The sequence below is a fragment of the Staphylococcus sp. 231237_7MaSpsaltlick genome (assembly GCF_043107035.1).
Map to the genome: position 1 here is coordinate 134,771 of NZ_JBICNX010000005.1, position 21,512 is coordinate 156,282.

19 protein-coding genes are annotated in these 21,512 nt (G+C 30.9%); 10 read left to right on the forward strand and 9 right to left on the reverse strand.

Features of this window, described 5'->3' with window-relative positions:
• Positions 1-133: 133 nt before the first annotated feature.
• A complete protein-coding gene (locus ACF91D_RS11290; protein ID WP_039069357.1) occupies positions 134-2,185 on the forward strand; it encodes a cation:proton antiporter in 2,052 nt (683 codons plus the stop codon).
• A gap of 609 nt (positions 2,186-2,794) precedes the next feature.
• Here ACF91D_RS11290 and mntC read toward each other — a convergent pair.
• Genes mntC through ACF91D_RS11305 form a run of 3 tightly spaced genes read right to left on the reverse strand, consistent with a single transcriptional unit; the run spans position 2,795 to position 5,302 of the window.
• Positions 2,795-3,724, reverse strand: coding sequence for a manganese ABC transporter substrate-binding lipoprotein MntC (gene mntC / locus ACF91D_RS11295; protein WP_039069356.1), 930 nt, complete (start codon positions 3,722-3,724; stop codon positions 2,795-2,797).
• On the reverse strand, positions 3,721-4,554 hold the full coding sequence (locus tag ACF91D_RS11300; protein ID WP_080750311.1) for a metal ABC transporter permease: 834 nt from the start codon (positions 4,552-4,554) through the stop codon (positions 3,721-3,723). The genes mntC and ACF91D_RS11300 overlap by 4 nt, the downstream gene beginning before the upstream one ends.
• 25 nt (positions 4,555-4,579) lie before the next feature.
• Positions 4,580-5,302 carry a metal ABC transporter ATP-binding protein gene (locus ACF91D_RS11305; protein ID WP_039069354.1) on the reverse strand — a complete coding sequence of 241 codons (723 nt, stop codon included), beginning with the start codon at positions 5,300-5,302 and terminating at the stop codon, positions 4,580-4,582.
• Positions 5,303-5,422: 120 nt separating this feature from the next.
• Between ACF91D_RS11305 and ACF91D_RS11310 the strand changes: the two genes are divergently transcribed.
• On the forward strand, positions 5,423-6,067 hold the full coding sequence (locus ACF91D_RS11310; protein WP_017722623.1) for a metal-dependent transcriptional regulator: 645 nt from the start codon (positions 5,423-5,425) through the stop codon (positions 6,065-6,067).
• Positions 6,068-6,985: 918 nt separating this feature from the next.
• On the opposite strand, the gene ACF91D_RS11315 is transcribed toward ACF91D_RS11310, so the two are convergent.
• A complete protein-coding gene (locus tag ACF91D_RS11315; protein ID WP_039069353.1) occupies positions 6,986-7,387 on the reverse strand; it encodes an Lrp/AsnC family transcriptional regulator in 402 nt (133 codons plus the stop codon).
• Positions 7,388-7,504: 117 nt separating this feature from the next.
• Here ACF91D_RS11315 and ACF91D_RS11320 point away from each other — a divergent pair, with 117 nt between their 5' ends.
• The 3 genes from ACF91D_RS11320 (at position 7,505) to ACF91D_RS11330 (ending at position 10,205) form a co-directional block, all read left to right on the forward strand.
• Positions 7,505-8,266 carry an MBL fold metallo-hydrolase gene (locus tag ACF91D_RS11320; protein ID WP_039069352.1) on the forward strand — a complete coding sequence of 254 codons (762 nt, stop codon included), beginning with the start codon at positions 7,505-7,507 and terminating at the stop codon, positions 8,264-8,266.
• Positions 8,267-8,278: 12 nt separating this feature from the next.
• On the forward strand, positions 8,279-9,424 hold the full coding sequence (locus tag ACF91D_RS11325; RefSeq protein WP_107549809.1) for an MFS transporter: 1,146 nt from the start codon (positions 8,279-8,281) through the stop codon (positions 9,422-9,424).
• A gap of 217 nt (positions 9,425-9,641) precedes the next feature.
• A complete protein-coding gene (locus ACF91D_RS11330; RefSeq protein WP_107549810.1) occupies positions 9,642-10,205 on the forward strand; it encodes a GNAT family N-acetyltransferase in 564 nt (187 codons plus the stop codon).
• Positions 10,206-10,923: 718 nt separating this feature from the next.
• On the opposite strand, the gene ACF91D_RS11335 is transcribed toward ACF91D_RS11330, so the two are convergent.
• Positions 10,924-11,673, reverse strand: coding sequence for a M50 family metallopeptidase (locus ACF91D_RS11335; RefSeq protein WP_039069350.1), 750 nt, complete (start codon positions 11,671-11,673; stop codon positions 10,924-10,926).
• A 237-nt stretch (positions 11,674-11,910) separates the two neighbouring features.
• Here ACF91D_RS11335 and tarA point away from each other — a divergent pair, with 237 nt between their 5' ends.
• Positions 11,911-12,657: an N-acetylglucosaminyldiphosphoundecaprenol N-acetyl-beta-D-mannosaminyltransferase TarA gene (gene tarA / locus ACF91D_RS11340; protein ID WP_039069349.1), complete on the forward strand. Its 747-nt coding sequence runs from the start codon at positions 11,911-11,913 to the stop codon at positions 12,655-12,657.
• A 268-nt stretch (positions 12,658-12,925) separates the two neighbouring features.
• Here tarA and ACF91D_RS11345 read toward each other — a convergent pair whose 3' ends face one another.
• The 3 genes from ACF91D_RS11345 to tagH form a co-directional block, all read right to left on the reverse strand.
• Positions 12,926-13,960, reverse strand: a complete 1,035-nt coding sequence (locus ACF91D_RS11345) for an NAD-dependent formate dehydrogenase (RefSeq protein WP_119585404.1) — start codon at positions 13,958-13,960, stop codon at positions 12,926-12,928.
• A 297-nt stretch (positions 13,961-14,257) separates the two neighbouring features.
• Entirely contained in the window at positions 14,258-14,617 is a 360-nt protein-coding gene (locus ACF91D_RS11350; RefSeq protein ID WP_119585406.1) for a Na-translocating system protein MpsC family protein, read from the reverse strand.
• Between the two features lie 171 nt (positions 14,618-14,788).
• Positions 14,789-15,583 carry a teichoic acids export ABC transporter ATP-binding subunit TagH gene (tagH, locus tag ACF91D_RS11355; protein ID WP_039069348.1) on the reverse strand — a complete coding sequence of 265 codons (795 nt, stop codon included), beginning with the start codon at positions 15,581-15,583 and terminating at the stop codon, positions 14,789-14,791.
• Positions 15,584-15,968: 385 nt separating this feature from the next.
• On the opposite strand from tagH, the gene ACF91D_RS11360 reads away from it, so the two are divergent.
• The 4 genes from ACF91D_RS11360 (at position 15,969) to tagD (ending at position 19,772) form a co-directional block, all read left to right on the forward strand.
• Positions 15,969-16,769, forward strand: coding sequence for an ABC transporter permease (locus ACF91D_RS11360; RefSeq protein ID WP_039069346.1), 801 nt, complete (start codon positions 15,969-15,971; stop codon positions 16,767-16,769).
• A 365-nt stretch (positions 16,770-17,134) separates the two neighbouring features.
• Positions 17,135-18,226 carry a teichoic acid glycerol-phosphate primase TarB gene (tarB, locus tag ACF91D_RS11365; protein WP_039069345.1) on the forward strand — a complete coding sequence of 364 codons (1,092 nt, stop codon included), beginning with the start codon at positions 17,135-17,137 and terminating at the stop codon, positions 18,224-18,226.
• The gene (locus ACF91D_RS11370; RefSeq protein ID WP_039069343.1) at positions 18,223-19,281 is read left to right on the forward strand and encodes a glycosyltransferase family 2 protein; all 1,059 of its coding nucleotides are present in this window, start codon (positions 18,223-18,225) and stop codon (positions 19,279-19,281) included. The genes tarB and ACF91D_RS11370 overlap by 4 nt, the downstream gene beginning before the upstream one ends.
• Before the next feature lie 92 nt (positions 19,282-19,373).
• Positions 19,374-19,772 (forward strand): glycerol-3-phosphate cytidylyltransferase, encoded by a 399-nt coding sequence (gene tagD / locus ACF91D_RS11375; protein ID WP_017722614.1) that lies wholly within the window; start codon positions 19,374-19,376, stop codon positions 19,770-19,772.
• Between the two features lie 416 nt (positions 19,773-20,188).
• On the opposite strand, the gene pbp4 is transcribed toward tagD, so the two are convergent.
• Entirely contained in the window at positions 20,189-21,484 is a 1,296-nt protein-coding gene (pbp4, locus tag ACF91D_RS11380) for a penicillin-binding protein PBP4 (protein WP_327620797.1), read from the reverse strand.
• Positions 21,485-21,512: the final 28 nt, after the last annotated feature.

Below are 21,512 nucleotides of genomic sequence, written 5' to 3' on the forward strand. Positions count from 1 at the left end.
GGGGAAGAAAAAAACATTTAGTATTTGATGAGTAAGAGTTTGAAACACGATATGTTCAGTTAAAAACAATATTATTTTATGTTTCAACCTCAATGATTATGAATGAATAATTATGTTGAAAAGAGGTGAAACCTTGCAAATATTTGAAACGATACTTATATTTTTAGCACTTGTTATTGTAAGTTCGTTGGTACACACAATACTTCCTAAAGTACCATTGGCGTTTATTCAAATTATATTAGGTATGTTGTTGTATGTAACTCCAATTCCCGTTGAGTTCCGATTTGATTCTGAACTATTTATGGTCGCTTTGATTGCACCGCTGCTGTTTGTTGAGGGCGTTAAAGTTTCACGTGTCCATTTGCGACGGTACATAAAACCAGTTTTAATGATGGCGTTAGGTTTAGTAGTAACGACAGTTATAGTAGTAGGGTTATTTGTACATTGGATTTGGCCAGAATTACCGATGGCAGCTGCTTTTGCATTAGCTGCGATACTATGTCCAACTGATGCTGTCGCCGTACAAGCTATAACTAATGGAAAAGTATTACCTAAGGGTTCTATGACAATTTTAGAGGGTGAGTCGCTTTTAAATGATGCTGCAGGTATCATATCCTTTAAAATTGCTGTAGCAGCACTGATTACAGGTGGCTTTTCGATGATTAACGCTATTGAACAGTTCTTAATCTCTTCAATTGGTGGATTTGTCGTAGGGTTAATCATAGGCGTTGCGCTTGTTAGATTTAGAGTAACGCTATCTCGTCGTGGTATTGAAAATATTAATATGTTTACGTTTATTCAGTTAGTCACGCCATTTGTAACTTATATCGTGGCAGAAATGTTCCATGCTTCTGGTATTATTGCAGCAGTAATTGCTGGTTTAGTTCATGGTTTTGAACGTGACCGTATCGCTCAAGCACGTACAAGGTTACAAATGAGCTATAACCATACCTGGAATATTTTGGGATATGCTTTAAACGGTTTTGTGTTTTCTATTTTAGGATATTTAATACCGGAAGTGGTGGGGCGTATTATTGAAAACGAACCACATAATTTAATATTCTTAATAGTAGTAACATGTTTAATCGCCTTAGCTATTTATTTATTTAGATTTTTATGGGTTTTTGTTTTATATCCATATTTTTATTTACCAGTGAGTCCATTCCAAAAAATGATTTCATATAATGAAGATGAAACAAAAGTGAAGGAAACCCCGCCTAAACGTGGGATGTATGCCTTTATAATGACTTTATGTGGTGTTCATGGGACGATTTCTTTAGCCATTGCTTTAACATTGCCTTATATGCTTGCAGACCATCATTCGTTTACTTTTAGAGATGATCTATTGTTTATAGCTTCAGGTATGGTTATCATTAGTTTGGTTGTGGCACAATTTGTACTTCCTGTTGTTACTCCGAATGCTAAAAAACCTAAAGTTGTAGGTATGAATTTTAAACAAGCACGAGTGTATATTTTAGAGAAAGTTATAGATAATTTAAACCAAAGGTCTTCGGTAGAATCTAGCTTTCAATATGGGAACGTGATTAAGGATTATCATGATAAATTGGCTTTCTTAAGAACTGTTGAAAATGAAGATGAAAATACTAAAGAACTGCAAAGGTTACAAAAATTAGCATTTGATGTAGAGAACCATACACTTAATAACTTAGTTGAGAACGGTGATATTACTACTAACGTATTAGACAACTATATGCGTTACACAGAACGTACTCAAGTTTATAAACAAGCTTCGTTAATACAACGTATAAAAGTTGAATTCAGGGCAATGCTTTTAAAAAGAAGAATTAAATATAAAGTGAAAACTAATGCGGCATCTCCGTTATCAATAATTGATAACTTACAAGAGATTTCAAATGTAATGCGTACAGTTCACTACCGTGTTGTGAGTCGCTTAGCAAAAGAAACAACTGAAGATAATAAATTAGAGGTCGGTATGATTTGTGATAGCTATCTTCTTCGTATAGATAACTTAACACCTTCTAATTTCTTTAATCCTAAAAATGAAAACTCAATAACAAAAATTAAATTACTTGCACTTAAAGAGCAACGTCGTATCTTAAATCAACTTGTTGAAGATGAAGAAGTAAGTGAAGTAACAGCACTAAAAATCCGTGAAGCAATAAACTACGATGAAATGATTATTGTGGATAGTCTAACGGATTAAGTTAAAAAAGCAGATTCCAATGATAGAATCTGCTTATACTGTCGGCAAAGTCTACGACTTTGTTGGCAGTTTTTTTATGCATGCTTTCCGCGGACACTTCCTTAGCCTGAAGTCTTCGGCTAGTAATCTTCCCGCCGAAGTAGGCTCAAATAACTGCCGATATTACACTAAAAAGATTATAATATATTAAACAGTGTTACGTTTATTATGTTGAATAAATCAATTGATAAAAGAGCTAACTTTAATCTGAAAGATTATTTCTATTTTGAAAAATAACTATACAATCATAAACAGACCTTAGGCGAACTGGCGCTGAACCCAAATAGTGGGAATGAAATAAAAACACTTTCGTTAAATTCATTTAAAATGAATCGTACGGAGGTGTTTTTTCTATGAAATCTATTATTTAATTTAGCATATGTATAATTATTTGCTTTATTTTAGTACCATGTATTATAAAAATCTCCATCAATGGGGGGAGGAACCAACCATTGATGGAGTTAGGGAGATGATTTAAGGCTTGAATACCACCATGCCGTACGCAATTAGGAGGAAAGCTGTACGGCATGGGACTATTCACCTATTATCTAGGTTAATAGCCCAAATCATTTATTCCATACTGCCGTGCACAGTTTCGATATTTGATTTCATCATATTGTAATAAGAATCACCTTTTGATCCTTCTTGACCAATTGAATCAGTAAATACTTCGCCGTAAATATCTTTATTAGTTTCTTCACTTAAACTTTGCATACTCTTCTTATCTACACTTGTTTCAACTAGAAGATGTTTTAAGTCATGATCTTTGACGAACTGAATCGCTTGTTTCATTTGTTCTGGTGTGCCTTGTTTTTCAGTGTTAATTTCCCAAATATAACCTGGTGTGATGTCATATTGTTTAGAGAAGTATTTAAATGCTCCTTCACTAGTAATCATTGCTCTGCGGTCTTTTGGTATATCATTGAATTTTTCATGGCTTTCTTTATTTAATTCTTCTAATTTAGCGATATAATCTTTGCTGTGTGATTTGATATCATCATTATGTTCTTTATCATGTTTTAATAATGTTTCACTAATCGTTTCTACGTATTTTATTCCATTTTCTAGACTTAACCAAGCATGTGGATCTTGTTTACTTTCATCGCCTTCAGCATCGTTTAAATATAATGGTTTTACTTTTTCAGATACTTTTACTACACTGTCATCTTTTGTTGACTTACCAGCTTGAGACAAGGCTTTATCAAACCAACCATTTCCTGTTTCTAAGTTTAAGCCGTTATAAAAAACGATATCAGCATCAGTTAACGCCTTAATATCTTTAGGCTTAACTTCGTATTCATGTGGGTCTTGACCTATTGGTACGATACTGTGAATTTCAACGTTTTTACCGCCAGCGTTTTTAACCATGTCATATAGAATAGAGTTTGTTGTTACAACTTTTAATTTTTCGTTTGAATTTGCACCTGAGTCGCTCTTTCCGTTACCGCAGGCTGCTAAAAATAGTAAAAATATTAAAGCGATAGATAGTATTTTCTTCATGTTTGTTGTCCTCTCTTTTTAAAAAGTTCTAATTTAGTTAAAGCAAAAATAATGATATAAATTAAGAATGCAAAGAACACAATCGTTGCACCACTAGGGATGTTATAAACGTAGCTGAAATACAGTCCGACAATGGCACTTATAGTACTAATTAGGCTAGCTACAATCATCATCGTATGTAATTTTTTAGAAATTAAAAATGCAGCAGATGCTGGTGTGATAAGTAAAGCTACCACCAATATAATACCGACAGTTTGAATACTTGCTACAGTTACGAGCGATAATAATAACATTACAAAGTAATGAATTAACGTTGTATTTAAGCCACTCATTCTGCTGAATACTGGATCGAATGTTGAAACCATTAAAGGTCTATAAAAAACAATAATTAATATCATTACTAAAACTCCAACAACGATAGTTGACCAGAATGTGACTTGCGTAACTGCGAGTAAATTACCGAATAAAATATGGTAAAGATCGGTTGTACTATTGATTAAACTAACTAAGATAATCCCTAAAGCTAAAAATGCAGTATAGCTAATGCCAATGGCTGCGTCGGATTTGGTTTTACTATTCTTGGTAATAAAACCAATAAAAATACTTGCGACCATGCCGGTTGCTAAAGCACCAATAAACATAGGTATATTGAATAAAAATGATAACGCTACGCCTGGTAATACGGCATGGCTCATTGCATCTCCCATTAGTGAAAGGCCTCTAAGTACAATAAGAGAGCCAACTGTTCCACAAACAATACCTACAACGATTGAAATAATTAGGGCATTGCTCAAAAATTTATAATCGAGTAATTGTTGAAAAAATTCCATTATAAGTTACGTCCTTTCTAAAATACTAAGCAGTTTCATGTTGTGACGGAGCACTTATAAATGTGTTGTTTAAATGCTCAGGTTTCATAGCAGTTGTGCTGTCCCCAAAATAACGAATATTTCTGTTTAAAAGGATTACGCGATCAAAGTATTCATCAGTTTTTGATAAATCATGATGTACAATGAGCAGTAATTTTCCGGATTCTTTTAGAATGCGTAATTGTGACATAATGATTTGTTCACTGTGAAAGTCAATACCAACAAAGGGCTCATCTAATAAATAAAGTATGCTATCAGTCATTAAAGCACGAGCGACGAGTACACGTTGTAACTGCCCACCACTTAGTTCTGAAATTTGACGGTGACGTAAATCTTTTAACTCTAAGGTATCCATTAATTGATTTAATCTTTTTTTAGTTTCGGAATTTACCCATTTAAACCATCCTATATCTTTATATGCACCTGACATAACCACGTGCTCCACATTGATAGGAAAATCTAAATCAATATGTGCTTTTTGTGGGATATAAGTTATAGATTTCAAATCATTTTGTATGGGATCACCATTTAATTGGGCTTTGCCTGTTGATTTAAATTCTCCGATAAGAGATTTAATTAAAGATGATTTCCCAGCACCATTAGGACCCATAATCCCGATTATTTCGCCATTAATAGGGATGGATAAGTTAACATTTTGTAGTACATGTTTATTCCCTAATGTAAGATTTAAATTCTCAATTTCTAACATCTTCATCCTCCTTAATAATATTTTTAGGTTAACCTAATTTCATTTATAATATACCATGAACTTTTAGCGTGTCAAGTCGATTCGTGATACAATAAGGTGAATGACTTGAGAGGTGAGATAATGCTAACTGAAGAAAAGGAAGATTATTTAAAAGCAATTTTAACGCATGATGGTGACCATTCTTTCGTTTCAAACAAAACACTTTCCCAATATTTAAACATTAAACCACCTTCTGTAAGTGAAATGGTTAATCGTTTGGAAAAGTCGGGTTATGTAGAAACAAAACCTTATAAAGGTGTAAAACTTTCTGAAACGGGTTTAACTTATACATTAGATATAATTAAACGTCATCGTTTGTTGGAATTATTTTTAATAAAAATTTTGCAATATAATTGGGAAGAAGTGCATCAAGAAGCAGAGGTGCTGGAACATAGAGTATCTCATTTGTTTGTTGATCGTTTAGATAAATTATTGGATTATCCAATAACATGTCCTCATGGGGGCGTGATACCAAGAGAAAATCAATATAAAGAACTATACACAACGAATCTATTATCTTTTGAAACTGGTGATATAGTAACAATTAAAAGGGTACGCGATAGAACGGACTTATTAATTTATTTATCAAGTAAAGCAATTTTAATAGACGAGCAAATAGAAATTATCAATAGAGATGATACCAACAAAGTGATTATCGTTAAAAAAGGTGACCAAGTTACGGTATTGAGTTATGATAACGCTGCACATATCTATGCAGAAAAATAATAATGCAAATTGAGCTTAGACATATACTACTTTCAAAAAAGCACCTTCATTTTATGAAGGTGCTCAGACTGTCGACAAATTCTCCGACTTTGTTGGCAGTTTTTTTATGCACGTTTCCGCGGACACTGCCTTAGCATTAAGTCTTCGACTAGTAATCATCTCGCAGGAGTCGGCCAAAATAACTGCCGATATTACACTAAAAAGATTATAATATATATTAAACAGTGTTGGTGTTTATTATGTTGAATAAATCAAATGATAAAAGAGCCAACTTTGATCAAAAATATCACTGCTATTAAAAAATAATTATACAAATAGACAAACCTTAGATGATAGTTGAACTGACCCCAAATAGTGGGAATGAAATAAAACACTTTCGTTGAATTCATTTAAAATGAATCATACGGAAGTGTTTTGTCTATGAAGGCGCTCAGACTACCAATGATTATATAATCCCACCAAAGTAGACATTAAATATGAAAAATTTGGTGAGATTTTTTATATGCGCATTCCATTGATATGCTTTTGTTCTTAGGTTAGTGTTGTTTTCGCTGGAGTTGAAATAAATAACTGTCAATATTAAAAAAGAAATAATTATATGAAAACATTTCTAGATTTGAATTAGTTTCTATTGAATAGTACAGTCAAAAAAAGAAAATTTGGTGATGACAAGAAGTAATACACATGAAAGGGACATAATCTAACGACTAAAAAATTTCCCTACATGCTTTGCTAATTTATACTGTTGTGAATTTTAAAAACAACAATATGAATAGTGAAATATCATTTTACTTAGTCATATAAATTTCTGATGATTGTCGTTTGTGTTCATAAAAAATAGTTTTATGAATAATGATTTTACTAATTATTTTAGTTTTAATTATAGTGAAAAACCATGCTTAATTTTGAGATGAAGTTTTATATCGCCATTAGAACATTATAGTTTGCGTGTTTATTTAATCGTTCTAGAAATGAATTTAAGCATTCGCTATTTGGAAAACGACATTCCAAAAGATAACATGGGTCGCCGATAACTTTATAGTTATTCATTACAAAAATGCTTTCTTTCTCAATAAAATCAAGATATGAATTATGCGATATTTTATGTGTATAGATATTAATGAATACGTGAACTTTACAGTCTAATGCTTCTTGATTTAAATCAATAGTATATCCAGTAATAATGTTGTCATCTTCTAATTTTTTCACTCTATTTGTAGTTGCTTGACCAGTTAGGTTTACTTTTGCTCCCAAATTCTTCATTGAAATTTTACTGTTATTTTTTAATTCGCTAATTATTTTTTTATCTAATTCGTCCATTTTTGTCACTCACTTTCATTTTTCAAGTATTTAGCCAAAAACTCTTTGAAATTTATATTTAAACAAATAGACCTTCCAAATAAAATGAATATATACAAAAATTTGGAGGAATTATTTATGAACATAACACATATAAGAAACGCTACAAGTATAATTGAATATGCTGGTAAAAAATTTTTAGTTGATCCGATGTTAGGGGAAAAAGGATCTTTTGCAAGTTTTCCTAACGCTCCTGGAGAAGAGTTAGAAAATCCACTTGTGGACTTACCTATATCTCTAGAAGATATCATTAAAGATATTGACGCAATTATTTTAACACATCTGCATATTGACCACTTTGATGAAACGGCACAAAAACATTTACCAAAAGATATCAAGGTATTTGTACAAGACGAAAACGATGCAGAAGAAATTAAAGGTGTTGGCTTTAAAGATGTAGAAATATTAAGCGAGTATACAACATTTGAGGACATTAAACTAATAAAAACGCCTGGTGAGCACGGTAGAGGAGAAATTTTAGAAATTATTGGTTCTGTTTGTGGTGTTATTTTTGAACACCCTAATGAACAAAAACTATATATTGCAGGAGATACCGTATGGTATAGCAAGATTAAAAATGTAATAAATCACTATGAACCTGAAGTTATCATTGTAAATGGTGGTGACAACCAATTTTATGAAGGTAGCTCATTAATTATGAACGAGTATGATGTATATCAAGTAGCTAAAGAAGCACCAAATTCAAAAATCATTGTAGTGCATATGGAAGCAGTAACTCATTGGAATTTATCTAGAAATAGATTAAAACAATTTGTAAATGAAAAAGGATTAGAATCTCAAGTATTAATACCAAATGATGGTGACAGTTATCATATGTAGAAAGGAGTTATTATGAACAGCAAAATATGGTCGAAAGATTTTGTGATATATTCTATCATAAACTTTTTATTGATACTCGTGTATTTTTTATTAAATTCTACTATAACTAATTATGCGCAAACTGAATATAATTCGTCTAGTATAATGATGGGATTTATAGCAAGTGTATTCATAGTAGGTGCATTACTTGGTAGAGTTCTCACTGGATTTATTAAAATTACGAAGAAAATATTCATTTTAAATATGGTGATTTATTTAGTATCAATAATTTTATATTTTGTGAACTTAGACGAATATTTTTTAGTGTTTGTTCGGTTATTACATGGGCTTTCTACGGGTATCACTACAACGATAGTAGGTACTATTGTTGCCTTAGTAATCCCTCAATCGCGTAAAGGCGAAGGAATTAGCTACTTTGCGTTAAGTACTGCACTGGCTACAGGATTCGGTCCATTTATTGGAATATCTTTAACACAGAATTCTAGTTTAATGAATATTTTTTATGCCAGTTTGATCTTTGCGATATTAAGTTTATTTATGTCATTTTTAATTAAAGTTCCTTATAACGAAAATAAGAAAGAAATATCTATAAAAAACTTAATAAATAAATCAACAATACCAATTGGATTTATTATATTTTTGAGTGCATTTTCTTTTTCAGGGATAGTATCATATATTAATTTGTACGCAATCCAAATTGATTTGGTAAAAGCGGCAAGCTTCTTCTTCATAATATATACAGTTTCAGTATTAGCATCTAGACCATTTACAGGAAAAATTGCTGACATTTATGGAGCAAATAAAATTATGTATCCAGCTCTTATATTCTTTTTTGTTGGGTTACTTTTACTAAGTTTCAGTAGCGATGACTGGATGATGTTATTGTCAGGACTATTTATTGGGCTTGGTTTTGGTAACATTTCTTCAATCACTCAAACGATCGCTGTCAGTGAAGCTAAACCAGAAAATGTAGGGTTAGCTACTTCAACATTTATGATTTTTATGGATTTAGGAAATGGATTAGGACCTTATATATTAGGATTTGGAATCCCAATTTTAGGTTATGCAGGGATGTATAAAATCCTTGCGATTATTATTCTAATTACTTTTGGTTTGTATTATTTATTACATGGAAAGAACGCTAAAAAATTTATATAGTGTCTTGAATGTTGAAAATATTTATTGAAAAGGACTGTTTTGGGTTCTTTATAAATTATTTATTAATCGAAAGTTTGAATTTGTACTATCTGATTTAGCGTCCGTTAGTATGTTTTTCAATATACTGATGAGTAATATTATATCGTTTTGACTTCGATGTTATTTAATTATTGTAGCTAATGCGTATAATTTATAGTATAGAAAGGAGAATAAATATATGAGTTTACAAGAGAAAAATGTTAATAAGGATTCGAGTGATTTAAAACATATAGAATCATTACTTAAGAATTCTTTTCCAGAAGTAGAAAGATTCCCTATGGATTTAATTTTATATAAACTAGAAAAAGATATTGGTAATTTATTAGCTATTTATGACGATGATAATTTTATAGGTTTCACGTATTTAATCCAATATAATAATTTAACATATGTTCAATATCTAGCTGTAGACGATAAATATCAATCTATGGGCTATGGAAGTAAAATTTTACAGTTTATCAATGAAAAGTATGGAATGAACCCGATTATTCTAAATATAGAAATAGTTGATCCGACATTTGAAAACTATTTACAAAGAAAAAAAAGAAAAGATTTTTATAAGAAAAATGAATTTAATGAATCTGGGCTTATATTTAAAGATAGATGGGGAACATATGAAGTTATGGTAAATAATGAATTTAGCATTAACAAAAATGATTTTATTAACCTTATGAAATGTTTTGTAGGAACTTCACTTTTCTTATATTTAGAAATATCAATTACAGATAATGAGTTATTATAAAACTTATATTAGTGGCTTGGATATAAATTTTATTCTTAAAAAAGACTAATCCGTATAAATTATATGCTCTCTTTAAAGTAGACACTTAAAAATGTAAACTTTAAAGGGAGCTTTTTTATGACCAAAAGAACATTATTACCTGAAATTTATCAAAAGTCTTTCAGCTTATATGAAGAGGGAAATAGTATTAAAAAAGTAATCCCCAAAATTGAAATTAAATTGTTCTCCTAAGAGGTTATTGATTAACTATTATAGATTTAAGAAGTATGGAATAAAGTTGCTTTTACTTATAGAGCAAAACAATACATATTCAAATGAATTTAGACTTAAAGTTGTATACGAATATAAATAATAGTCTATCTAGAACTGATTTAGTAGTTAAATATAATATTCCCACTACTTCAATTATAAACAAATGGATTTCACAGTAATTATAGGATGAAATGTTAAAAAACACATTTCTCAAAAGCCGTGGTATATCAATCGAAATATTTTAAATCTCTTGTCCTTCAAAAGAGACTTAATTGCTTTGATGAATTATTTCTATATTTTTTAAATATTAAGTAAGCTTCATTATAATTTAAGCGAATAGATATGCATTTAATTTAAAGGACTATATATTAAGAATTTATAAAACAATGTCATTGTCATAAATAATCTGCATACCATTTATACAATGACACTGTTGTACTATTTCAGTAACCAAACTAACCAGGTTTTAGGTTGTAAAATAGGCATGAAATAATTGATAAATAGTAAATAGATTGATGGCTATCCAAATAACACTAAATACAAATGTTGGAATATAAGTTAGTGATTTCAGTGTTGAGCCATCCCAAGTCGTTGGTTGACGTGAAAATGTTAATTTAAAAATAGTCCATGATGATTGGATAACTTCGCCTAAAAGTACACCTAGAATGAAATGATAAGTGATTGCTACAATGTAAAACATCATGAGTTGATTATCGCTTTGAAACAAGAAATAAAGTAAAGCAAATAACAATATCACAATAATGATTGGCAATACTTTTCTAGAAGTCAATATTAAAAAATATATAAAAATGATTAAGTACGCCACAATAAATAAACTAGGGTATTGTGAATCTAGTGCCCAAAAACCGATAAACAGCATTAGTGGTGGCATAATATATCCGCCAAAAGTGGTGATGGCTTGTCCTAGGCGTGATTTTGATTGAGTAATAGCGAAACCTTGTTGAGAAGTTTCGATACGTTCTGAAGGTGAGGAAACAATCACCAAATCTTTAGCTTTGCCGCCACTTATTTTATTAAATAAGATATGTCCGAATTCATGTGTTAATACGGGGATGTAATTTAAGTATATATCTAAAATTTGATTTATTGGTTTGTTGCGATAAGAATGAATCAAAACATATATTAAAGCTATAAACACGACCCAGTACAAATTGAGTTGTATTACAGAGCTAAAAAATGATTGTAAATATGACATAATATAACCTCGATTTTAATTTTCAATAAACGCTTTTATAGAAAGTAAAAACAGTCATAGCGCAATATTAAGTATAAAGTAAATTTTGAAATAAAGCATTTGGACTTTGGATGTAGATTTATAATATAAAGATGATTAGTACTTATTTATATTATATGGATGAATCATAATGTGTTAATATAACAAGCATAAACTATAATGATAAAGCGCTATAAATGAGTTAGGAGATTCCAAAACATGACGGAAAGCAACAAAGAAAATAAAGTAAATGTGTTATCTGTATATTTTGATAACGTTACTCTAGAGGAAATGCAAGGCAATATTAAACAATTTTTCTTAACATCAACTTCTAGAAATTTATTTATTGTAACTGCAAATCCTGAAATTGTAGATTTTGCTACGGAGAATGAGAACTATAGAAATTTAATAAACCGTGCAGATTATGTAGTACCAGATGGGACTGGCGTCGTTAAAGCCGCGAGAATCCTTAATACACCTTTAAAAGCTAGAGTACCAGGTATTGAATTGATGGAAGAGTGCTTGAAAATTGCTAATGCAAATCAACAAAAAGTATTTCTACTGGGTGCTGAAAAAGATGTTGTTAAAACAGCGCAACAAAAACTAACTGAAAAATACCCTAATATTATTTTTGATTACCACCATGGATTCTTTGATTTATCAGATGAAATGGTATTAAAACAAGTTACTTCTTTTGATCCGGATTATGTGTTTGTTGGTATGGGTTACCCAAGACAAGAACAATGGATAGAACGTTACTCAAATCAATTTAACCAAACTGTTTTGATGGGAGTAGGTGGCTCAATAGAAGTCTTCAGTGGCGCGAAAAAAAGAGCACCTGTAATATTTAGAAAACTAAACATAGAGTGGATTTATCGCTTATTAATTGATTGGAAGCGTATAGGAAGAATGAAATCGATACCTAAATTTTTATTTAAAGTAGCTAAAGTTAAATTTAAAAAATAGTGAAGAAGAGATTAGAAGAGAAATATAATTTATTTAAAAAATATTTTCTCATCTTTTCCTATAAAATGATTAAGGCTGAGAAAATTAAAGTTTGTCTCAGCCTTTTCTGTCATATGCTCATGTAAAACATTACATATAATTTATTTAATTGTTATTAATGTTTTACATTATCTTTAAAGTGTGGGAGTTACGTGTGGATATTAATTTAATCTCAGTTAATACATTTCAATTAATTAGAATTTCTGATATATCTGATATTAATTAGTAATTACTTACCTTTATTACTCTTATAACTAGCACTTGAAATTTGACCGCCAGAAACAATTACATCTTTATCTTGGAACGGTTCACTGTTAAAGAAGCGATTTAAAATATCTTTAACGCCTTCTTCAATACGTTCTTGTGCTTCTAAAGTCATACCAGAATAATGCACTGTCATTGCATTTCTAGGCATAGTTCTCCATGAATGATCAGCTGGTGCTGGCTGTGGATACCATACATCTCCAGCATATCCTTGAATGTGTTTTGCAGTTAAAAGTTCTACTAAATCATTTGTATTAACAATCTTACCGCGTGCAGTATTTACTAGATAACTACCAACTTTCATACGGCTTAATACATTATAATCAAATAAATTATCTGTATCTGGTGTTAGAGGTGCATGTATTGTAATTGCATCGCTAGTAGAAACAAGTTCATCAAAATTAACAAAATTAGAATATTTGTTGTCTTTTTGGTTGATTGGATCATAATGTTGAATTTTGACGTTAAATGGTGCAAGTCTTTCAGCGACAAGTTGACCAATTCTACCAAAACCGAAAATACCTATTGTTTTATTTTGTAATTCGTGTGCGTGGTTCCCAACTTTAGATAAGTTCCACTCACCGTTAACAGACTGGCGATGTCCTTCTTCGTAGTTACGTAACAAAATGAGAAGGTCCATAACTGCATGTTCAGCTACACTAACGGTATTACTACCAGTTACTTCAACTACGCCGATATTGTTTTCACTGGCAGCTTGTAAATCTACATGATCAGAACCTACACCAGCAGTAATCGCTAATTTTAAGTTTGGTGATTTTTCTATACGTTCTTTTGTCATGTATGCTGGATAGAAGGGCGCGCTAATTACAACGTCCATATCTGATAAATGCTTGTCTAAGTCTGCGTTATTATCTGTTAATATAACAAGTTCATGTCCTTTTTCTTCTAAAAAGGGAATTAAACCGATGGCTTTCTCAGTGTTTAATAATTGGTTTTCTTGTCCTTCTATATATTCTGGGAATAATGCTACAATTTTCATAATATACACTCCTAATATTTTTTTATTGAGTTATTTCTATGATGAAAAGCGCTTATTACGTTGATTGATTCATTTTAAATTGAACCAAAAAAAGTACTTGATGGATTTGTATAAACCACCTCCTTGAATGTTAATACGTTCAGTGAGGGGAGTAACAAATACAGCACCAAGTACTTTTTGACAATCCCTTTAATATATAACTTTTTAATATTTACACAATACATTGTATGCATGAGTAACTTATAAAAAAGTTGAAGTAAAATTATAAATGATAATGATATAGTTAGTTTTTAAAATCTATTCAATATTTTGATCGAAAACAAATACAGAAACAACTTCGTCGTCTTCTAAAGAGAGGTCGGTAAATAGTTTAACGAATTTTGCTCCGACAAGTTCTTCCATTTCGGTTGGTGGACTTTGTTTATATAATGCTTTTACTTCTTCAGTCCTTCCATATTTAAGCATACTCTCTAAATCTTTATTACGCAAATAAAGATTTTCAACTTTGCTTAAACTACCGGTCATGTGAACTACGGCCCAATTGTCTTTAAAGAAAACTTTAACAGTCTCTGGACCCTTGCCGATATAAGTTTTTCTATAAGCACGAACTAAATTAGCGAATGCCTGGGTTTTATTATTTTTTTCTATGATATTCACCCCATTTGCTAAATAATATTTATTATTATAGTCACATAAATATATGTTAACGCTTTTATTTTACTTTGAAAAGTGCTTTGTTTGTAATTCATTGATTCAAAAGTCTATAAAATATAAAAAGCCCTAGCATTGAATATGAGATCAATGCTAGGGTATTTATCACGTTTTATATTATTTTACAACGAATCTTGAATTGTCTAAGTCGCTTCTGAATTTCTTTTGTTCTGCTTTAGAACGTTTTTTAAAGTCATTTAAGAATTTTTCATATTCAGGTAAGACTTCGTCTAATTCGCCGAATTGCTTTAGTTTGCCAGCTTCTATCCAAGCAATTTTAGTACAGAATTCTCGTACTTGTTTCATATTATGACTTACAAAGAAAATAGTTTTACCTTGTTCTTTGTATTCAAAAATTTTATCCAAACATTTTTGGGCAAAAGTTTGGTCACCCACAGATAAAGCTTCGTCAATAACAAGGATATCAGGGTTGGTTGTAATATTAATTGAGAAGCCTAATTTAGCGCGCATACCACTAGAATATTTTTTTACAGGTTGGTATATGAATTCTCCTAATTCACTGAATTCAATAACTTCAGGTGTTAATTCTTTGATTTGTTTTCTAGTGAATCCCATGCATAACATTTTAAATTCAATATTTTCTATGCCTGTTAGTTGTCCATTTAGCCCTGCGCTAATTGCAATAACGCTTACTTCACCATCGCGCTTAATACCACCATCAGTAGGAGACAATGATCCACCAATCATATTACTTAAGGTGGATTTTCCTGAACCGTTGATGCCGACTAATCCAATTACGTCGCCCTTATATGCTTTTAAGGACAAGTTATCTAAGGCATAAAATGTTTTGTTTTTATGGAAAGGGAGTAAGACATCCTTTAAACGTTCCTTGTTATTACGATAAATACGATATTCTTTAGTTACATTTTCAATGTTAACGGATACATTCATAATTTTACCTTCCTTGTTTACAGATAATACTATTATATTATACATTATATTAGTTGTTAAATTTATAAACCTATTGTAAAGTAAGTGAGTATAATTTAACGGAATTAATGCTTGTACAGTTGTTAAATTTTACTGAATAAAAATTATAAAATCAACTATAACGCCAAAATTACAAAAATATAAAGTGCGATAGCTTTTATTTAGACTTATATCAACTATTACTCAATATATAAAAGATTTAACTTTTTAACACTTTTTAAATAACTATTTTCGAAAGTAACTGAAAGTTGTTATGATAGTTAACAAAGCGTATATTGAAATTGAATACAATAGCGTCATAAGTAAATTGTGATAAGCAAATCGATTGAAAGTGTGGTTTATTTAAATGAATGCAGTGTGGGTAGTATTTAGAGAGCATTTTAAAAATTTCTATTTAATACAGAGACTAGCACAGTTCCAAGTGAAGATTTCTAATACAAATAATTATCTAGGTATGGCTTGGGAATTAATTAATCCAGCTATGCAAATTATGGTTTATTGGTTTGTATTTGGTCTTGGTATTAGAAGTAATGACCCTATAGATGGCGTGCCATTTATATACTGGTTACTCGTCGGTATTAGCATGTGGTTCTTTGTTAACCAAGGTATCTTGGAAGGTACTAAATCAATAGCAACAAAGTATAATCAAGTAGCGAAGATGAATTTTCCGTTATCAATTATACCTTCTTACATCGTAATGAGTAGGTTTTACGGTCATCTTGCATTGCTTATTGTAGTTATTTTATTATGTATGTTGGCAGGTTACTATCCAACGGTATACACATTGCAACTTTTCTTGTATGTACCATTTGCATTAATATTAACAACTGCAATAGCGTTGTTTACGTCAACGTTAGGAGTACTTGTAAAAGATACGCAACAGGCAATTCAAGCGCTTATGAGAATGGTATTCTTTGCATCATCTATTTTAATTGTACCGCCAGAAGGCATTGTAAAAGAAGTAATGAAATTAAATCCAATTTATTACTTAGCTGAAGCATATCGTTCTGCTGTGTTACATAAAGAGTGGTATTTTATAACACATTGGGAACTAACATTGTATAATTTATTAATCATATTGTTCTTGTTTATAGTAGGTTCAATTATGCATATGCGTTATAGAGACCACTTTGCAGACTTTATGTAATAAAAATTATTGGAATATGACTATGATTGAGTAGTTTTGTATTGGGAGTAGGACAGAAATCAATTTTACCAAAATGGTTTCTGTGGCTATTCCCGTTTTTTATTTTCATCTAATATTAAAAGGTGTAAATTCGTTTGCTATTTATATTTAATATTTTGTCAGAGAACTGTTACGATACCTAAATAGCATAAAAGTTTAGCTAGAAAGTATAAATTTTAAAATTATGTGAGTTCATGTAGGAAAGTTAAATCCATTTTTAAAATGTATTTATGCTCACACACATAAAAGGGTTTTTCTATAATTTTTTCTGTAGGATAGATATAATATAAGCTAAAGTAGTTAATAAATAACGGCGGTGAAATGTATTGAGACAAATTATAAAAAAGCTTTATATCATTATTATTAGCTTGTTAAATATGATATATCGTAAGAAAAAAGTCAAAAGTGACCATATTGTTGTGATGATGACTTTTGCTGAAGATGTGTTACCTATTATTGAAGCGTTAAACCGTAAAGGATATAAACTGACAGTTATTGGTACAGAACAAAATCGTAAATATATCGAACATATAGAGCATATAATATATTTACCTGCAGGAAATAAACAAGTGTTTAAGCATATCAAGGCATTAAGTAGCGCAAAGGTGATTGTGATAGACACTTATTATCTGATAATGGGTGGATTCAAGAAGAAAAAACAGCAAACGGTGTTACAAACATGGCACGCAGCAGGTGCATTGAAAAATTTCGGGTTTACAGATAGACAAGTTGACTTATCAAATAATAAAATAGTTCAACAATATAAAAAAGTTTACGACGCAACAGATAAGTATATTATTGGTGGCGAACCCATGGCTAACTGCTTTAAAGAATCTTTTGGAGCAAATGAAAAACAGTTTTTAAGAACCGGATTGCCGAGATTGGTGCCATATACGAGATTGAACGTTGAACAAAGACAACAAGAATTGAAACAACAATATGGGATAAATGGTAAGGTAGCTGTTTATGTACCTACTTATCGGGAACACAAGCAGGCTAACCGTCAGATAGATAAACAGAAATTTGAAACAGAGTTGCCAGAGTATACTTTATTGAGCAAATTACATCCTTCGATTGCCACAGAGCAGCAGACGACAATTAACTTGCAATCATTAATGATATTAGCAGACGTAATTATTAGTGATTACAGTTCACTAGCAATTGAAGCGAGCATATTAAAGAAACCTACAATCTTTTATGTCTATGATGAAGCGGATTATAATCTTGCCCGTGGATTGAATGCATTTTATGAAAAAATACCAGAGATATATAAAGCATATAGTGAGGATGAGTTAATGCATAAGTTACAAGAAAATAACTTCGCACCAGCTACATTGTTTGAAGCGTGGCATGAATATAATACAAAAAATAGTTTGACGAATATTATTAATGAAATTGAAAAGATGGTGGAAAAATGAAAATTTCAATAATCATTCCTGTGTATAATGCAGCAAAAACAATTCGTAGAGCAATTGCCTCGATTGATACAAAGCAGAATTATGAAATTATATGCATTAATGATGGTTCCGTAGACGATAGTAAGTTTGTATTAGAACAATTGCAAAAAGAATATAAAAATATAATAATTATAAACCAAGAAAATCAAGGTGCAGCAGCCAGCAGGAATGTTGGTATTGCTAATATGTCAGGTGATGTGTTTATGTTTTTAGACGCTGACGATGAGTTTTTACCTAGTAGAATTGATTTTATGGCTGACTATTACCAAAGCAATGAAAATGTAGATATTGTTATCGGACAAATTGCTAGAGAAAACAATGGAGATTGGCAAACTATTTATTCTCATGAATCAATCAAAAAATTAGATACTGTAAATATGGCTCAATGTCCTGAAATGATGCAATCAATTGGCCCTGGCGCCAAAATGTTTAGCGCAAAATTTGCTGATTTACGGTTCGATGAAGATGTTGTTTTTTGTGAAGAACATACTTTTATAATTCAAGCATACAAGAAGGCTCGTGATATTCAACTGTTACCAGATATCGTATATGGTTATAATGAACAAGTTGGATCAATAACCGATCAACTTGCAAATCAATTTGAATCTTATATGCGTGATGCAGAAAAAGTAAGAGCGCGTGTAATGGATACATTATTACTAAGAGAAGCAAGAGTTTATTATAGTTATCGTATGGATGAGCTAATTGTAAGTTATCTAATCCAAGCTTACCTCGTAGAGCATAAAATTGTTACACAACAAATGTTAGATAATGTTATTTCATATATTAATGAAATGCAAAAAACAGATTACGCTGGCGAAGCATTATTTAGAATAATAAAAGTGATTGAACAAGGTAGTGTAAAATGGAATAAGACATTATATTATCAGTGGAGAAATGCATTGTTGAGCGTAGGTATTGGAAGACCAAATTACTATCGTTTTAAAGTAGAAGTGCTACCGAAACGTGCAAAATTTAGAAGTAAAATGAAATTAAAGCAAGTTTTAAAAAGATGAAAATTATCAGAATTCGTAAACTAACATTTAATATGCTATAATTTTTAAAAATGTAAAATTTAAATTAATATTTTGTTAAGGAGCATATGCTTATGAAACGAGTTATTACTTATGGAACATATGATTTATTACATTATGGCCATATTGAATTATTAAGAAGAGCAAGAGAAATGGGCGATTATCTAGTCGTTGCCCTCTCAACAGATGAATTTAATCGTGTTAAGAATAAAAAATCTTATTATAACTATGAACAAAGAAAAATGATGTTAGAATCAATTAGATATGTCGACCTTGTAATCCCAGAAAGTGGTTGGGGACAAAAAGAAATCGATGTAGACCGTTATGAGATAGACACATTTGTTATGGGTCATGATTGGGAAGGCGAATTCGACTTCTTAAAAGATAAGTGTGAAGTAATTTATCTAAATCGTACTGAAGGTATCTCTACGACTAAAATTAAAAAAGAACTTTATGGTGATAATGAAAAATAGTTTTGCTATGTTATAAATTATTTACTGTGAATTGATTTGAGAAGCTAAGTTACAGAAATTCTGGGTTGATTCCCATTGATGTAACTTAGCTTCTTTTTGTTATTGTTGGTTAAGGATTAAGACGTGTATTTAGTATTAACTGTTTAAAAGGTATACAAAGAAGCGGCTGGAATTAGGAATCACCATTTCAACTGAAATTTATTTATCTACCTGACTCATTTAGTTTGGTTATTAAAAAAGAGGGTGTGAAAACAAAATCAAAAATTCGATTTCGCTTTTACACCCTCAATTTGTTTGAGCAGTTAACATCTAGTTGTCTACTTTCCAGAAGTAGTTATATTAACGCTATTTTTATGTGCATTATTCCATTTGAACAAGAGCAGGATTTAACAATGGCACAATCACTTGCATGATTATTATTTCTTTTTATTTGATTTTTTTCTTATCAAATCAATGATTAGATAGATAATGATTGCAATTGCTGCAATAATTAGGACCATACCTAATAAAGTTAATATAGGGTGCTCATCCCATGATGATTTCACAACTGTAGTAGCTTGATGAACAAGTGGTTTATTGACATCAACTGAAGGTGGACCATATTTATCACTAATAAATTCACGATCATACTCAATATGTACTTTATTATCTTCAATTACAACTTTATAATCTTTTTTATCAAAATCTTTTGGTAATACATCATAGAGATCTTTTTCTACAAAGTATGTTTTCCCATTAATCTTTTGTTCACCTTTTGACAATATCTTTTCATATTTATATTGATCGAAAGACATGTTCATTAAAGCATTGCCTATCATATTACGTTGCTTTTCACCACCAAGACTATCGTAATTGCCAGCTCCCATAATAGCTTGGTTAATTCTAAAACCATTACGCTTCGTTGTTATAGTATGGTTATAGTCAGCAACATCGCTTGAACCCGTTTTTAAACCGTCAGTACCTTCTAAACTCATATCAGCGCCTTCTAGTGAATGATTGAAAGTGTAATATGTCACGCCGTGTTGTGTAGGTGCAAGTTGCTTAGTGAAATCTAATATTTTCGGCGTGTCTTGAACTGCACGTTGCGAAAGTATACCGAAGTCTTTGGCAGTTGACGTATTATCGTTTTCATTTTTGTATTTTTTAGGTACGAAATCACGGAGTTGCTGATTTTCTGCACCTGTTGGATTTACAAAATGCGTGTTTTTCATTCCTAATGCTTTTGCTTTTTCATTCATTTTATCGGTAAAGTCCGAAAGGTTGCCCGAGACTTCTTTTCCTAAAATGAGTGCAGCTGCATTACTTGAGTTTGATACTGTAATTTGGAGCAATTCCTTAATTGTGTATGTTTCGCCTGAATACAATTTAGTGTTGCTCAATTCTGGTAGGGTAGACATCCGATAGTGTGTATCTGTAATTTTCACTTTATCATCTAAAGACAACTCGCCTTTGTTAACCGCATCAAGTGTAAGATACATTGTCATCAACTTGGTCATTGAAGCAGGGTACCATTTCTTATTCATATCGTATTGATAAAGTAATTGGCCCGTTTGTGCAACATTTACTGCACCTTCAGGTTGGTAAGCCTCAGATACATTATAACCATATTGATTTGCTGCTTGTGTAGGTGTAATAGTTTCAGCTTCAGCAAATGGTGTTATAATTGTACCAACGAAGAGTACAGTTATAAATGTCAAAATTAACTTTCTCATAATTACATTCCCTCTTAATATTTTGAGT